This window comes from Pseudomonas sp. NPDC087346, from assembly GCF_044744235.1.
In the GTDB taxonomy this organism is placed as follows: Bacteria; Pseudomonadota; Gammaproteobacteria; order Pseudomonadales; family Pseudomonadaceae; genus Aquipseudomonas.
On sequence record NZ_JBIUXX010000025.1, the window covers coordinates 1 to 14,971 of the forward strand.

Sequence of the window (14,971 nt, forward strand, 5' to 3'; positions counted from 1 at the left end):
TAAGTAGGTGGGCTAGGCGATGTGGCGCCAGTCGAGCCCTGAATCTTGATCGGCCAGTTGTAGCCAGTCCGGGTCACACCCGAGGGTGTCGACAAAACATTGCCGGGCCAGCTGCGGCAGGTTGTTCTTGCTGCTCAGGTGGGCCAGAACCAGGTGTTGCAGACCTTGCCAGCCCAACTCGGACACCAGGAATGCCGCCTGATGGTTATTCAAATGTCCCAGCTCGCCACCTACCCGCTGCTTGAGAAAGTACGGGTAATGACCACGAGCCAGCATGTCGCGACAATGGTTGGACTCGATCATCAACGCATCGAGATCCCGATAACCGTCCAGCACCCGCTCGCAGTAGGAACCCAGGTCGGTCAACAGGCCGAAGCGCCGCTCACCATCACTGAATACATACTGGGTCGGCTCTTGCGCATCATGGGCCACGGCAATGACCCCGATGTTCAGTGCGCCGATCTGCAGTTGCTCGCCGCCGGCCAGGAAGCCTGCGGGTTCAATCGGTTTGCGCATCCCGCGCAGTGTGCCGCGACTGAGGTAGACCGGTAGATTGTAACGCCGAGACAGCAAACCCACGCCATGCACGTGATCGGCATGTTCGTGGGTCACCAGTATCGCGCTCAATTGCGTCGGGTTCACACCCAGACGCAACAAGCGTTTTTCGGTCTCTCGCAGGGAGAAACCACAATCCACCAGCACATACGTATCAGCACTGGCGATCAGCGTGCCGTTCCCTTGGCTACCGCTGCCGAGAACGGCAAAACGCATGTGATCAGCCCAGATTGTCCTGAATCACGCTCAACACTTTGCGAGCCACATCGGCTGGCGCAACGGTGTTGATGTTTTTCTCGACGGTCACTTGAACGTTGTCACCGACCTTGCTCAGGCGAACCTGATAACGCTCGGCGCGGGCTTCAACTTCTTCCTTGCTCGGCGCACTGCCGAACAGGCTGCTGAAGAAGCCTGGCTTGTCGTCTTTCTTCTCGGCTTTTTCGGCCAGGTTGATGTAGTACAGACCCAGACTGCGGTTGATGTCTTCAACGCGCCACTGACCTTGCTCCAGTGCACGACCAACGCTCGACCAGGCACGATCCAGATCAGGACCAACGTTCAGCACCGGGTTACCGCTGCCGTCTTCGTTGAGGCTGACACGGCTTGGCGTATCGAAATCACGCGAAGCCAGCATCGACACAGAACCACCCTTCTCGGAGATTCGGCTCATGCTCGCAAGCATGTCGTCGACCAGCGCCGCGTCGAGGCCGGTGTTGACCGAACGATTGGTGAAGTCCACATCAGCAGTGCTGCCGGCAGGACGCTCAGCGCTGACCACGTAGATTTCGCTGGTATTGCGCTGCACGCCCGGCTCGATGCGTACCCGCACGCGAGTTTGGCTGTCGGCTGCGACGCCCGCTGCTCTCAGGCGCTTGGCCATGGCTGCGGAGAGCTCGTCGGAATGCTGCCAGGTGGTGGTGAACTCGCCGGTTTGCGGACGCTGTTCATCCAGACGGAAACCGTTGTCCTGGAAGAACTGCACAGCCACTGGCCAGACTTCGGCCGGCGGATGTTGGGCCATTACCCAGCGCGAATCACCGCTCTTTTGCAGCGAGTAGTCCGATGCATCGGCGATGGCCGACAGCGGTTGTGGACGCGGCACGATGTATTCGCCCTTGGCGGTGTCATCAGCCACGTTACGCGGGATCGGCAACAGCGGATCAAGACGTTTGGTGGTGCTGACATCCGGTGGCAGTTGCATCGGTGCAGTCTGTTGCGCTTCCAGGTAATCGCTACCGCGATCACGGAAATAACCTTCCGGGCCCCAGACCCATCCGCAGCCACTGGTGCTGGAGATAATCAAGGCAAGTGCGGAAAGTCCGGCCATTCGCTTCATGCGTTGTACTTCCTCAATTAAACCAGGACGCTGCACTGGCGCAGAGCCGTGCGAAGCGTTTCGTGACAAGGTGTGCTCAGCCAGGTAAGCGGCAAGCGGATGCCTTCGTGCATCAGGCCCATTTCAACCAAAGCCCACTTCACCGGAATCGGGTTGGCTTCGATGAACAGGTCCTTGTGCAACGGCATCAGTTTTTCGTTGATTGCACGTGCGGTGTCGGCATCGCCCTCGAGCGCCGCCTCACACAGGTCAGCCATTTCGCGCGGGGCGACGTTGGCGGTGACCGAAATATTGCCTTTGCCGCCCAGCAGGATCAGCTCGACTGCGGTCGGATCATCGCCGGACAGCACGATGAAGTCCTTGCTCACGCCATCGATGATGGTCTTGGCGCGAGTCAGGTCGCCAGTGGCTTCCTTGATGCCGATGATGTTCGGCACTGTGGACAGGCGAATCACGGTCTCGGCCTGCATGTCGCAGGACGTGCGGCCAGGAACGTTATAGAGAATCTGTGGAATATCGACTGCTTCGGCGATGAACTTGAAGTGCTGGTACAAGCCTTCCTGAGTCGGCTTGTTGTAGTACGGAACCACCAGCAGACAGGCATCGGCGCCAGCTTCTTTGGCATTGCGGGTCAGCTCGACAGCTTCGCGAGTCGAATTTGCGCCGGTACCGGCGATAACCGGAATGCGTCCATCGACCTGCTTGACCACCGCTTTGATGACCGCGATGTGTTCATCGACATCAAGGGTTGCCGACTCGCCGGTAGTACCGACCGCGACAATGGCATGGGTGCCGTTTTCAAGGTGGAAGTCCACGAGTTTTCGGAGGCTGTCCCAGTCAAGACGCCCTTGTGCATCCATGGGTGTGACCAGTGCCACCATACTGCCCCGAATCATGAAAACGCTCCTGCCGGAAAAAGAGAGCGGTAATGGTACTGGCGCCAAGATGCTTGCACAAGCGAAGTACTGCGCTGCCGCCATTCCCCTTGGCCTCGCTTTTCGCTACCCTTCAGACTTTGATCGGTACAGATCAGCTTGTACGCCGGGTTCCAGCCTCCCTTTTCGGCCTCCCAGACCCCGTTCCTGCGTCGCCGCATCGCGCCACTGCTATTAATGGTGTCAGTTGCGAACCGCGCCCGGGGTTTTCCGAATAGGCATACTCATGCGCTTCCCGGCGGACAACGCCCATTTAGCTACCGACCGCTCATCGCTTTAGGAATGCTGCATGTCCACCCCCACAGTTCGCGAACAATTCCTTGTCATCAGTGCCCTCGGCGCCAACCCCATGGAGCTGACTAACGTCCTGTGCCGCGCCAGCCATGAAAATCGCTGCGCCGTGGTCACTTCACGCCTGACTCGCCATGGCGAGTGCAGCGCGCTGATTCTTGAGATCTCTGGCAGCTGGGACGCCCTCGCGCGTCTGGAAGGCAGCCTGTCGGGTCTCGCCAAGAAGCACGCCTTTACCGTCAACGTGGTACGCAGCGCTGCACTGGAAAATCGTCCGCAGGCTTTGCCTTACGTGGCTTACGTCAGCTCGGCTTATCGCCCGGACATCATCAATGAGCTGTGCCAGTTCTTCATGGATCACAACGTCGAGTTGGAAAACCTGACCTGCGATACCTATCAGGCACCACAGACCGGCGGCACCATGCTCAATGCCACGTTCACCGTGACGCTGCCGGCAGGCACCCAGATCAGTTGGCTGCGTGACCAGTTCCTGGATTTCGCCGACGCGATGAACCTGGATGCACTGATCGAACCTTGGCGCCCACAAAACCCAATGTAAGGAAGCTTTCATGGCCGTAGTCATCGACCAACCGGTTGCCGATTTCGAAGCACCTGCCACCAGCGGGCAGACCGTTAGCCTCGCGGCCCTCAAGGGCAAGCAAGTGGTGATCTACTTCTATCCGAAGGACAGCACTCCGGGCTGCACCACTGAAGGCCAGGGTTTTCGTGATCAGTACGCGGCGTTTCAGGCAGCCAACACCGAAGTTTTCGGCGTTTCACGCGACAGCCTGAAGTCTCACGAGAACTTCAAGTGCAAGCAGGAGTTTCCGTTCGAGCTGATCAGCGACAAGGACGAGGCCGTCTGCCAGTTGTTCGACGTGATAAAGTTGAAGAAGCTGTATGGCAAGGAATACATGGGCGTTGATCGCAGCACGTTTCTTATCGACAAGAACGGTGTACTGCGTCAGGAATGGCGCGGTGTGAAGGTACCTGGTCATGTGGATGCGGTTTTGGCTGCTGCCGAGGCGCTGAACAAAGCCTGATGTTTCTGTGGCGCACTCACTGACGCCATCGCTGGCAAGCCAGCTCCCACACGTTTTCGGCACACACTAAACCTGTGGGAGCTGGCTTGCCAGCGATGAGGCCATAAGCCTCACCAAAAACCTGCTTTAAAGCAACGGTGCCACCACCGGCTCCTTGCGCGGCCACGCATCCAGCACGGCCTTGAACAGTGTCGCCAACGGGATCGCGAAGAACACTCCCCAAAACCCCCACAGCCCGCCAAACAACAGCACCGCGCAGATGATCGCCACCGGGTGCAGATTGACCGCCTCGGAAAACAGCAACGGCACCAGCACGTTGCCATCCAGCGTCTGGATGATCCCGTAGACCGCCATCAGATAGATGAACTGATCGCTCCAGCCCCACTGGAATAGCGCAATCAGCAGCACCGGCACGGTCACCACCACAGCGCCGACATACGGCACCACCACCGAAACACCGACCAGCAACGCCAGCAGCGCAGCGTAATTGAGTCCGAGTGCAACGAAAGCGATGTAAGTCACCCCGCCACAAATCACGATCTCAATGACTTTGCCGCGAATGTAGTTGGCGATCTGCCGGTTCATTTCCTGGGCGACCCGGGTGATCAACGCCCGCTCACGCGGCAAATATCCGCGAACCCACTCTCCGATCATTGCCCGGTCCTTGAGGAAGAAAAACACCAGGATCGGCACCAACACCAGATAGATCATGATGTTCACCAGCAGCGGCAGACTCGACAGCGAGAACGTCAGCGCCCACTGGCCGAACTTGCCGATTTCACCGCGTGCCACCTCGATGGCCTGCAATACCTGCTCGTCGGAGACCAGGTGCGGATAACGCTCAGGCAACAGCAGCAACAGCGATTGCCACTTGGCGAGCATCCCCGGCAGTTCATTGAACAGCGTGATCAACTGATGCCAGAGCAACGGCACCACAACCACGATGAACACCAACAACAGCCCCATGAACAGCGCAAACACCAGGCCTACCGCCGCCCCTCCGGGCACCCGCAAGCGCTCAAGAGTGACCACCAGCCCCTGCATCAGATACGCCAGCACCATGCCGGCCAAAACCGGCGCAAGCATGCCGCCGAGGGTGAGCACTGCGGTGAAGGCGAGAATCAGCAGGACCGCCAGCACCACGGCTTCTTCATCGGAGAAGTAGCGCTGAATCCAGTCGCGTAACACTTTGAACATCAATAATCCTTAGGTCTTTTACGCGGTCGGTATCAGGCTTTTTTCAGCCAGTAACGGTAAACGCCTGCTTCGTCTTCTTCACGCAGCAGCGTATGACCGGCCAATTTGGCAAAGGTGCGGAAGTCCCGCTGCGAACCGGCATCGGTGGCAATCACCTTGAGTACGGCGCCGCTGGCCATCTTATTGAGTTCCATCTTCGCCTTGAGCAACGGCAACGGGCAATTCAGGCCACTGGCGTCCAATTCACAGTCATGGGCTACAGCGTCAGTCATTGCGTCACTCCGGTTCAGGTGTTTGAGCTGCCTAGAATATCTGGTCGCAGGCCCGGTGTCCGGCTACAGTAAGGTCTTTGTCTTCTAAGGCTTTGTGCATGACTTTTCTGCGCCCTACCCTGCTGACGCTCGCTTGCCTGCTCGCCTCACCGGGCTTTGCCGACGATCTGCCGTCACTTGGCGACGCCAGTTCTGCCATTGTCTCGCCACAACAGGAATATCAGCTCGGTCGCGCCTGGCTAGCCATGTTGCGCAGCCAGGTTTCACAGCTCAACGATCCGCAGCTCAAGGACTACGTCGAGTCCAGCGTTTATAAGCTGGTGGAAACCAGTCAGGTCACCGACCGGCGCCTGGAATTCATCCTGATCAACAGCCCGCAGCTCAACGCCTTCGCGGCGCCGGGTGGCGTGGTCGGGGTCAACGGTGGCTTGTTCCTCAACGCGCAGACCGAAGGCGAATATGCCTCGGTACTGGCTCACGAACTGGCTCATTTGTCGCAACGCCACTTTGCTCGCGGCGTCGAAGCCTCGCAACGGATGCAGGTGCCAATGATGGCTGCGCTGCTGGCCGGTATCGTCATCGCGGCAGCCGGCGGTGGTGAAGCCGGGATTGCGACCATCGCCGGTACTCAGGCTGCGGCGATTCAGTCGCAACGCACCTTCTCCCGTCAGAATGAACAGGAGGCCGACCGCATCGGCATCCTCAATCTGGAAAAGGCTGGATACGACCCACGCTCGATGCCAACCATGTTCGAGCGCCTGATGCGCCAGTATCGTTTCGACGCCAAGCCGCCGGAATTCCTGCTGACTCACCCGGTTACCGAATCGCGGATCGCCGACACCCGCAACCGCGCCGAACAAGCGCCGCCGGGCGGCATCGAAGACAGCATGCGCTATCAACTGATTCGTGCACGCGTGCAGCTGATCTACGAAGAAACGCCGGGACTGGGCGCAAAACGTTTCCGTGCACAGCTGGAAGAAAACCCGAAGAGCGACGTGGCGCGCTACGGTCTGGCAATCGCACAGATCAAGGGTGGCCAGTTGAACGAAGCACGAGAGAATCTCAAGTTGCTGCTGGCCAAGTCGCCGAACGAGATCATCTACAACCTCGCGCAGATCGATCTGGACATCACCAACAATCGCCTGCCCGATGCTCAGTCGCGGGTTGACCGAATGCTCACCCAGTATCCGGGCAACTACCCGCTCAATCAGGTTCGTGTCGATCTGCTGCTCAAACAGAACCGTGCCGCCGATGCGGAGAAGGCGCTGGAAGGCTTGCTCAAGTCACGTCCAAACGATCCGGATGTCTGGTATCAGGTTGCGGAAACCCGTGGCTTGTCCGGGAACATTATTGGTCTGCACCAGGCACGCGCGGAATACTTTGCGCTGGTCGGCGACTATCGTCAGGCGATCCAGCAACTGGACTTCGCCAAGCGCAAGGCCGGCAGTAACTTCCCACTGTCTTCGCGCATCGATGCTCGCCAACGTGAGTTGATGGAGCAGGAGCGCATGATCAAGGACATGATGGGTTGAAGCCCTCGCCAAGCAAAAAGCTTCAGGTATAAAAAAACCGCCTCTTTCGAGGCGGTTTTTTATTTCACCACAACCAGATTATTCAGCCAGTTTGAACGTGATGAAGCTGGCTCGGCCCTGACGCAGAACGCGCATGGACACCGAACGATTCTTCGGCAGTGCCTTGGCGACTTCAGCGAACTCCTTGGTGGAGCCGATTGCCTGGTTGTTCAGGTGAGTGATGACATCACCCGGTTGCAGACCGATCAAAGCCGCTGGACCATCCTGAACGTCTTTGATGACCACGCCACCTTTAAGGTCGTAAGTCTTCTTCTGCTCGGCGCTCAGTTCGATGACCGAAACCCCCAGACGGTTGCTGCTGCTTTCTGCACCGGTTTTCGGCAGTGCATCCAGCTCTTTGTCTTCGTCCGGGATCGCGCCGACAGTCAGCTCGACATTCTTGCGCTTGCCTTCACGAATCACTTCGAGATTGGCTTTGGCACCCGCCTTCAGTGCGCCGACCAGATGTGGCAGGTCAGCGGACATGACGATTGGCTGGCCGTTCATGCTCAGGATCACGTCGCCCACTTGCAGGCCGCCCTTGGCTGCCGGACCGTCATCCTGAATCTGTGCCACCAGCGCACCGGCCGGCTTATCAAGACCGAACGACTCGGCCAGATCCTTGTTCACTTCCTGGATAACCACGCCCAACCAGCCACGGCTGACTTTGCCGCCACTTTTCAGTTGATTGGAAACGTCCATTGCCACGTCGATCGGGATCGCGAACGACACGCCCATGAAGCCACCGGAGCGGGTGTAGATCTGCGAGTTGATCCCGACCACTTCACCGTTCAGGTTGAACAGCGGGCCACCGGAGTTACCCGGGTTGATGGGCACGTCGGTCTGGATGAACGGCACATAGTTTTCATTCGGCAGGCTACGACCGACGGCGCTGACGATGCCTTGGGTCACCGTGTGGTCAAAGCCGAACGGCGAGCCGATAGCAACAACCCACTGGCCAGCCTTCAAGTCCTGGGATTTGCCGAGTTTCAGCACCGGCAGATCCTTGCCTTCGATTTTCAGCAGGGCTACGTCGGAACGTGGATCGGTGCCGACCAGCTTGGCTTTCATTTCGCTGCGATCAGCCAGGCGTACGAGGATTTCGTCGGCGTCGGCAATCACATGGTTGTTGGTCAGGATGTAGCCATCAGGAGAAATGATGAAACCCGAACCCAGCGATTGCGCTTCACGCTGGCGATCACCACGCGGCGAACGCTGCTGAGGCATGCCGCGCTCGAAGAACTCGCGCAGCATCGGCGGCAGTCCTTCCAGGTCAGGCATCTGCTGATTCACTTTGCGATCAGGCAGTTTCTGCGTGGTACTGATGTTCACCACCGCTGGCGAGGCCTGTTCGACCAACTGGGTGAAGTCCGGCAGGTCGGCCGCTTGCGCAGCAGGAACCGCCTGACCGAGCACCAGCACGGTGGCAATAATGGAAAAACAAGACTTCAAACTAGGTATCGACATACAGCTCCCGTTACGACGAGCAGGGTTTAGCGATATGGAGCCAAGAACACCGGAAACCACTGGCCGGTATTTTTGTTCCTGAAACAAACAAGGCCAGAGCCGTGAGGCTCTGACCTATAAAAAACTTTCGGGTGATTTGCAAATGAAAATGCTCAGCAAACATTTCAACGTCTCGGCGACGAAGTGGAAATGACTGAAATCAGCTCACTGCTTGCTGGTTGCAGCACTGTCGTTACGCATCGACAACGCAATTCGTTCGGCAGTACCGATAGGAATTTCGCCGACCACCGTCACCATCATTTCGCCTTCAGGCGTGGTCAGGCGGCGGGATACTGCAACTGTAGGCCCTAATTGAGTCCGGGTATCGGTGACTGTGGCACCATTGAGCGGCTCAAGGAAGACAGAAAAACGTGCGAGACCGTCGTCATACATCAGGCTGTTGACCTGAGTCTTGGTTTCCGGGTCTTTATGCGAGGTACTGCTGGTCAGTTCGAATCCTGGCGGCAGCCACTCCGAATGCCAGACCTGAGCCGTTTTCACCGCTGAAGCCTTGTCACTGTCGAGGGTGACTGCCTTGCAATCGGAACCGGCCTGAAGATCTTTATCGGAAGGAACTTCGGCAGTATCGAGACTGGTGAACTGGAAGCGCTCCAGCAGTTGGCCCTTGTCATTGAGCAACAATGACTTCAGGGGCAACCCGGTTTGCTTATCCAGATGCAGTTCAAAACCGTATCGATGCTGGTCTCGAGGCGTGAGCGAGACAATTACTGCATCCCGCCCGGCCACGCGCGACTTGCCAATGACGGCAAGCTCATACCAATTTTTCAGCTTTTGAGGATCAAGAGAACGAGCGCTCGAGTTGGGAGAGTCTCCCAAACCCGCAATCAGAGTGCCGCTGACGCATTGAGTATGCCCATCAACACGCACGACTTCCTGAGCCGAGCCGTCGAGCTGAAGCAAACGCTCGCGGACCTGACCATTCTGGACGCGATGCCAGATGTTGTGGGTAGAAAAACTACCATTACGCTCGTAAACGAAAGTGCCGTGAAAGCTCTGCTGCTGCTCGGCCTGGCCCAGACGGGTCAACCAGTCCTGGGCCTCGTCGGCGTGGGCTGGAACAATGAACCAGCCGCTGAGCAGAAGCGAAAGTAGAGGTATGGAGCGCATGATCCTCCTTAACGGTTTTCCAGGCTTGCTGCACGCGCATAAGGCAGGGCGCTTTCAGTGCCTTTGAGAGCTGCCTGTTGAGCGTGTTGACGCAGATAACCCGGCAGACGCTGGTCGTGCCAGCCTGGCTGACCTTGCAGTACGCCGTTGGCCATAGGGCCGGTGGTTTCCGAGCTTTCTTTGTAGCCGGCCAAAACAGCCGGGCCTTTAGCCTGTGGTGCTACCAGCGATGGCTGATTGGACTGTTGCGCCAGTTCAACACCGGCGATTTCGTCCTGGTTGTACAGGCGAACACCTGCCAGCACCGCAACAGTCACCGAGGCTGCAACAGCCAGACGGCCCAGGTTGCGCCAAGGGCTGCGGGTTACTTTAGCCGGTGCCGTCTCATCTGCCAGCGCAGCAGAGACTGCCGCAGCGATATCCAGACGCGGAAGCAGCAGATCCTTGTGCATGGCTGCCCGAGCGATCTGGTAACGAGCCCAGGTGTCACGGGTTTCTACATCATCGAGCGAATTGATCACCCGACGCAGTTCCAGTTCGTCCGCTTCGTTATCCATCACTGCGGACAGCGATTCCTGCAGGGCTTCACGACTCATGGCGTTCCTCTCTTGGCTGTCGCCGCTGTCTCAGTTTTCCTGCAACAACGGCTGCAGGGCTTTATCGATGGCCTCCCGGGCGCGGAAAATCCGGGAGCGCACGGTACCCACCGGACACTGCATGACGCTCGCAATGTCCTCGTAACTCAGACCATCGAATTCACGTAAAGTTAAAGCCGTACGCAAATCCTCTGGCAGTTGCTGAATGGTTCGATGGACGGTGCCTTCGATCTCATCCCGCAGCAGTGCACGTTCAGGAGACTCCAGATCCTTGAGGCCGTGATCGCCATCGTAGAACTCTGCGTCTTCAGAACTTACATCGCTATCCGGCGGCCGACGGCCGCGTGAAACCAGATAATTTTTCGCCGTGTTAATGGCGATGCGGTAAAGCCACGTATAAAACGCGCTGTCTCCGCGAAAGTTACCTAATGCCCTGTACGCCTTGATAAAGGCTTCCTGAGCAACGTCCTGGGCTTCATGGGTGTCGTGCACAAAACGCACGATCAACCCGAGAATTTTGTGCTGATATTTCAGCACCAGCAGATCGAAAGCTCGCTTGTCACCGCGCTGAACGCGCTCGACCAGCTGCTGATCCTCTTCCTGGGTTAGCATGAACACTCCTCGATAAGCATGGAGGAGGCTTGCATAACTAAACGACCAGACTTGCAAACATAGACTCGGGCTTTTCGCAAAAGTTCTCCCCCTCCAGGCAAGTTTCCTGCGGGCTCTGATTTGGCACGCACGAAAAACGCAGCGCGGGATAAACCGGCTGCGCGAATAATCTTTTCATCGGTTCGCCGGCAAGAACCCAACCGCAGATTCTGCATTGAAGCCGACACTGTCCCGTGTTTCAGGCAACTGTCTATTGATCTTGGGCCTTTGGCAAAAGTTCCAATTATTTATAGCGCCGCTGACTCGACATTGGGCGACCCTGAGCCGAAATAGTCTGTTTCATCATCGATACAGTCGCCTTCTCCCAAAACTCGGGAGAAAAACTCCCGACGAAGCGTCAGGTTTTTCCAGTCACAGTAGTTTCACAATGCCATACAGGCCCGGCTATTGTGCCGCCCCACCCCTCTATATACTAGTGGGCTGTGTGGCTGTCTTGACTCGCCGATCCAGGTGTCTTGCGCCAACCCCGACCCGGGTCGCTTTGAGCGGAATCCTGAAATGAGCCAACAGTTTCAACACGATGTTCTGGTCATTGGCAGCGGCGCTGCCGGTTTGAGTCTCGCGCTGACCCTGCCGGGTCATTTGCGCATTGCCGTATTGAGCAAGGGCGATCTGGCCAACGGCTCGACCTATTGGGCCCAGGGCGGCGTCGCCGCCGTGCTGGACGACACCGATACTGTCGAATCTCACGTCGATGACACCTTGAATGCCGGCGGCGGGCTGTGCCACGAAGACGCAGTGCGCTTTACTGTCGAACACAGCCGCGAAGCGATTCAATGGCTGATTGATCAAGGCGTGCCCTTCACCCGCGACGAGCAGTCCGGCACCGAAGACGGTGGCTTCGAATTTCACCTGACCCGCGAAGGTGGCCACAGCCATCGGCGCATCATCCACGCTGCCGACGCCACCGGCGCTGCGATCTTCACCACCCTGCTGGCTCAGGCCAGAAAGCGTTCGAATATCGAATTGCTCGAGCAACGGGTTGCCGTTGATCTGATCACCGAAAAACGTCTGGGAATGGATGGCGAGCGCTGCCTCGGTGCTTACGTATTGAATCGCGCCACCGGCGAAGTCGACACTTACGGCGCACGCTTCGTGATTCTCGCGTCCGGCGGCGCGGCCAAAGTCTACCTCTATACCAGTAACCCCGACGGCGCCTGCGGTGACGGCATCGCTATGGCCTGGCGCTCCGGCTGCCGGGTGGCGAACCTGGAATTCAACCAGTTCCACCCCACCTGCCTCTATCACCCGCAGGCCAAAAGCTTTTTGATCACCGAAGCATTACGCGGTGAAGGCGCACATTTGAAGCTGCCGAACGGCGAACGCTTCATGTATCGCTTCGACAAACGTCTCGAACTGGCGCCGCGCGACATCGTTGCCCGCGCCATCGACCACGAAATGAAGCGCCTGGGTGTCGATTGCGTCTATCTCGACATCAGCCACAAGCCGGAAGCGTTCATCAAGACCCACTTCCCGACGGTTTACGAGCGTTGCCTCGGATTTGGCATCGACATCACCAAACAACCGATCCCGGTAGTACCGGCCGCGCATTACACCTGCGGCGGCGTGATGGTCAACGAACAGGGGCGCACCGACGTGCCAGGCCTGTACGCCATCGGCGAAACCAGTTTCACTGGCCTGCACGGCGCCAACCGCATGGCCAGCAACTCGCTGCTGGAATGCTTCGTCTATGCGCGCTCGGCCGCTACCGACATTATTCAGCAGCTTTCAGACGTCGCCGCGCCGAGCGCCCTGCCCGTCTGGGACGCCAGCCAGGTAACCGATTCCGACGAAGACGTGATCATCGCGCACAACTGGGATGAATTGCGGCGGTTCATGTGGGACTACGTCGGTATTGTGCGCACCAACAAGCGCTTGCAGCGTGCCGAGCATCGCGTGCGACTGTTACTGGACGAGATCGACGAGTTCTACAGCAACTATAAAGTCAGTCGTGACCTTATCGAGCTGCGCAACCTCGCTCAGGTTGCCGAACTGATGATCCGCTCGGCCATGGCACGCAAGGAAAGTCGCGGCCTGCATTACACCCTCGACTACCCGGACATGCTGCCCGAAGCGCTGGACACTATTCTGGTGCCGCCCACCTACGTCGACTGAACTTGAGCCGCACTCGCAGGCGCCGGTGCAAATCCGCCGCCTGCGAATCTCGCGGCACGCAGATCGATCTCACCCGCCGCTCTCCGCGCAAACGGAACCGCAGCACCACGATCAACGGCAGCGCCAGGCTGTCGGGGCGCAGTTGCACCGCTTGCCAGCCATCCGCCTGATTCCACAATTGCCAGCCATCGGCATCACGGCGCAAGCCGCGAAATGCCTTGGGATGACTCAACAGAATCTGCCGCGGCAAAAGCCAAAAGCCATGAAGCAGGCAGCCGAAAACCCCGAGCAAGGTTGCCCAGAGGGGAATCGAAAGCAGAAACAACGAACCCAGAGCGAACGCCTGGGCCAGCAGATACGCCGCCAGCAATTGCCGTGAGGCATGCCAGCGGCATTCGAACGTATTACTTGGGCTGGACACGATCCAGAATCATCCGGACCATGCGCTGCAGCTCCGGATCTTCAGACTCGCTGCGCTCCATGAACCAGCCGAACATGTCCTGATCCTCGCACTCCAGCAGGCGCACGTACAAATCGCGATCCACCTGATTCAGGCCTGCATAAACCTCTTTCACGAACGGCACCAGCAGCACGTCAAGTTCGAGCATGCCGCGACGGCTATGCCAAAAGAGGCGATTCAGTTCAACTTGTTCGACCATGGGGCCCTCCTCAAATTTGGCGGCAAGTATACAGCGCCGACGCGGGGCGAACACTCGGCTTTGGTCGGGCGCCACCGATCCTTTATCAACTACCCATTTCAACAGCGCCCCCTTATGATGTGTCCCAGACTTTTTACCCTGCGATGACCCATGGCCGATTCTGCTTTTTTCTGCACCCTGTCACATGAAGGCGTACTCGCGGTTCGCGGCGTGGATGCCGGGAAATTTCTGCAAGGCCAATTGACCTGCAACATCAATTACCTCAGCGAAACCCAGGCCAGCCTCGGCGCACGCTGCACGCAGAAAGGCCGGATGCAGTCGAGTTTCCGCATTCTGCTCGAAGGTGACGGCGTGTTGCTGGCGATGGCCAGCGAGTTGCTGGAGCCACAACTGGCGGACCTGAAAAAGTACGCGGTGTTCTCCAAATCCAAACTGACCGACGAAAGCGCCGCCTGGGTACGCTTTGGTCTGGAACATGGCGATGCCGCCCTGAGCAGCCTCGGCCTGGATCTGCCGGCAGAAACCGACAGCGTAGTGCGCAGCGAAGGCTTGATCGCGATTCGTGTCTCGCCACAGCGAGCCGAACTCTGGGTGCCAGCCGCTCAGGCTGACGCGATCAAAAGCAAATTGTCCGCAACCTTGCCGGAAGGCGAGCTGAATCAATGGCTGCTGGGCCAGATCCGCGCCGGTATCGGCCAGGTCATGCCGAGCACCCGCGAGCTGTTCATCCCGCAAATGCTCAACCTGCAAGCCGTCGGCGGCGTGAGTTTCAAGAAAGGCTGCTACACCGGCCAGGAAATTGTTGCGCGCATGCAGTACCTCGGCAAGCTCAAGCGCCGTCTATATCGCTTGACCCTGCAAGCCAGTGATCTGCCGGAGCCCGGCACTCAACTGTTCGCACCAAGTCATAACAGCTCCATCGGCGAAGTGGTACTGGCCGCCTACGCCGGACAACAGATTGAACTGTTGGCGGTGTTGCAGGCCGAAGCTGCCGAGGCCGGTGATTTGCACCTGGGCGCCCTTGAAGGCCCCGCGCTGCAACTGCTCGACTTGCCTTACGAACTGGATCGCGACCGCGAAATCCAGCGCTGATTT

General features: G+C 58.2%; 16 protein-coding genes. 5 read left to right on the forward strand and 11 right to left on the reverse strand.

The annotated features are described in order from the left end of the window. Positions 1 to 12: 12 nt before the first annotated feature. Genes ACIOZM_RS16205 through dapA form a run of 3 tightly spaced genes read right to left on the reverse strand, consistent with a single transcriptional unit; the run spans position 13 to position 2,787 of the window. Positions 13 to 771 (reverse strand): MBL fold metallo-hydrolase, encoded by a 759-nt coding sequence (locus ACIOZM_RS16205; RefSeq protein ID WP_401215660.1) that lies wholly within the window; start codon positions 769 to 771, stop codon positions 13 to 15. Between the two features lie 4 nt (positions 772 to 775). Beyond that, positions 776 to 1,891, reverse strand: coding sequence for an outer membrane protein assembly factor BamC (bamC, locus tag ACIOZM_RS16210; RefSeq protein ID WP_401215662.1), 1,116 nt, complete (start codon positions 1,889 to 1,891; stop codon positions 776 to 778). A gap of 17 nt (positions 1,892 to 1,908) precedes the next feature. Then, positions 1,909 to 2,787: a 4-hydroxy-tetrahydrodipicolinate synthase gene (gene dapA / locus ACIOZM_RS16215; protein ID WP_401215664.1), complete on the reverse strand. Its 879-nt coding sequence runs from the start codon at positions 2,785 to 2,787 to the stop codon at positions 1,909 to 1,911. 328 nt (positions 2,788 to 3,115) lie between these two features. Between dapA and ACIOZM_RS16220 the strand changes: the two genes are divergently transcribed. Continuing rightward, positions 3,116 to 3,676: a glycine cleavage system protein R gene (locus tag ACIOZM_RS16220; RefSeq protein WP_016984694.1), complete on the forward strand. Its 561-nt coding sequence runs from the start codon at positions 3,116 to 3,118 to the stop codon at positions 3,674 to 3,676. 10 nt (positions 3,677 to 3,686) lie between these two features. Beyond that, positions 3,687 to 4,160 (forward strand): peroxiredoxin, encoded by a 474-nt coding sequence (locus tag ACIOZM_RS16225; protein WP_401215666.1) that lies wholly within the window; start codon positions 3,687 to 3,689, stop codon positions 4,158 to 4,160. Between the two features lie 126 nt (positions 4,161 to 4,286). Here the strand turns inward: ACIOZM_RS16225 and ACIOZM_RS16230 are convergent, their stop codons facing one another. Together ACIOZM_RS16230 and ACIOZM_RS16235 are read right to left on the reverse strand one after the other, a co-directional pair. Next, a complete protein-coding gene (locus ACIOZM_RS16230; protein WP_401215668.1) occupies positions 4,287 to 5,357 on the reverse strand; it encodes an AI-2E family transporter in 1,071 nt (356 codons plus the stop codon). Between the two features lie 32 nt (positions 5,358 to 5,389). After that, positions 5,390 to 5,629: a sulfurtransferase TusA family protein gene (locus ACIOZM_RS16235; protein WP_401215670.1), complete on the reverse strand. Its 240-nt coding sequence runs from the start codon at positions 5,627 to 5,629 to the stop codon at positions 5,390 to 5,392. Positions 5,630 to 5,727: 98 nt separating this feature from the next. Between ACIOZM_RS16235 and ACIOZM_RS16240 the strand changes: the two genes are divergently transcribed. Then, complete coding sequence (locus tag ACIOZM_RS16240; RefSeq protein WP_401215672.1) at positions 5,728 to 7,161, forward strand: M48 family metalloprotease; 1,434 nt, start codon at positions 5,728 to 5,730, stop codon at positions 7,159 to 7,161. Positions 7,162 to 7,239: 78 nt separating this feature from the next. Here the strand turns inward: ACIOZM_RS16240 and ACIOZM_RS16245 are convergent, their stop codons facing one another. The 4 genes from ACIOZM_RS16245 to rpoE form a co-directional block, all read right to left on the reverse strand. After that, the gene (locus ACIOZM_RS16245; protein ID WP_401215823.1) at positions 7,240 to 8,661 is read right to left on the reverse strand and encodes a DegQ family serine endoprotease; all 1,422 of its coding nucleotides are present in this window, start codon (positions 8,659 to 8,661) and stop codon (positions 7,240 to 7,242) included. 210 nt (positions 8,662 to 8,871) lie between these two features. Beyond that, positions 8,872 to 9,834 carry a MucB/RseB C-terminal domain-containing protein gene (locus ACIOZM_RS16250; RefSeq protein ID WP_401215674.1) on the reverse strand — a complete coding sequence of 321 codons (963 nt, stop codon included), beginning with the start codon at positions 9,832 to 9,834 and terminating at the stop codon, positions 8,872 to 8,874. Positions 9,835 to 9,842: 8 nt separating this feature from the next. Beyond that, positions 9,843 to 10,430 carry an RseA family anti-sigma factor gene (locus tag ACIOZM_RS16255; protein ID WP_401215676.1) on the reverse strand — a complete coding sequence of 196 codons (588 nt, stop codon included), beginning with the start codon at positions 10,428 to 10,430 and terminating at the stop codon, positions 9,843 to 9,845. Positions 10,431 to 10,460: 30 nt separating this feature from the next. After that, positions 10,461 to 11,042, reverse strand: a complete 582-nt coding sequence (gene rpoE, locus ACIOZM_RS16260) for an RNA polymerase sigma factor RpoE (protein ID WP_003172477.1) — start codon at positions 11,040 to 11,042, stop codon at positions 10,461 to 10,463. 558 nt (positions 11,043 to 11,600) lie between these two features. On the opposite strand from rpoE, the gene nadB reads away from it, so the two are divergent. Further along, a complete protein-coding gene (nadB, locus tag ACIOZM_RS16265; protein ID WP_401215678.1) occupies positions 11,601 to 13,217 on the forward strand; it encodes an L-aspartate oxidase in 1,617 nt (538 codons plus the stop codon). Here the strand turns inward: nadB and ACIOZM_RS16270 are convergent. Both ACIOZM_RS16270 and ACIOZM_RS16275 read right to left on the reverse strand, forming a co-directional pair. Continuing rightward, positions 13,186 to 13,638 carry a protein YgfX gene (locus tag ACIOZM_RS16270; RefSeq protein WP_401215680.1) on the reverse strand — a complete coding sequence of 151 codons (453 nt, stop codon included), beginning with the start codon at positions 13,636 to 13,638 and terminating at the stop codon, positions 13,186 to 13,188. The two genes, nadB and ACIOZM_RS16270, sit on opposite strands and share 32 nt — an antisense overlap. Then, positions 13,622 to 13,876 carry a succinate dehydrogenase assembly factor 2 gene (locus ACIOZM_RS16275; protein WP_201148613.1) on the reverse strand — a complete coding sequence of 85 codons (255 nt, stop codon included), beginning with the start codon at positions 13,874 to 13,876 and terminating at the stop codon, positions 13,622 to 13,624. The genes ACIOZM_RS16270 and ACIOZM_RS16275 overlap by 17 nt, the downstream gene beginning before the upstream one ends. Before the next feature lie 150 nt (positions 13,877 to 14,026). Here ACIOZM_RS16275 and ACIOZM_RS16280 point away from each other — a divergent pair, with 150 nt between their 5' ends. Next, positions 14,027 to 14,968 (forward strand): YgfZ/GcvT domain-containing protein, encoded by a 942-nt coding sequence (locus tag ACIOZM_RS16280; protein ID WP_401215682.1) that lies wholly within the window; start codon positions 14,027 to 14,029, stop codon positions 14,966 to 14,968. Positions 14,969 to 14,971 lie beyond the last annotated feature (3 nt).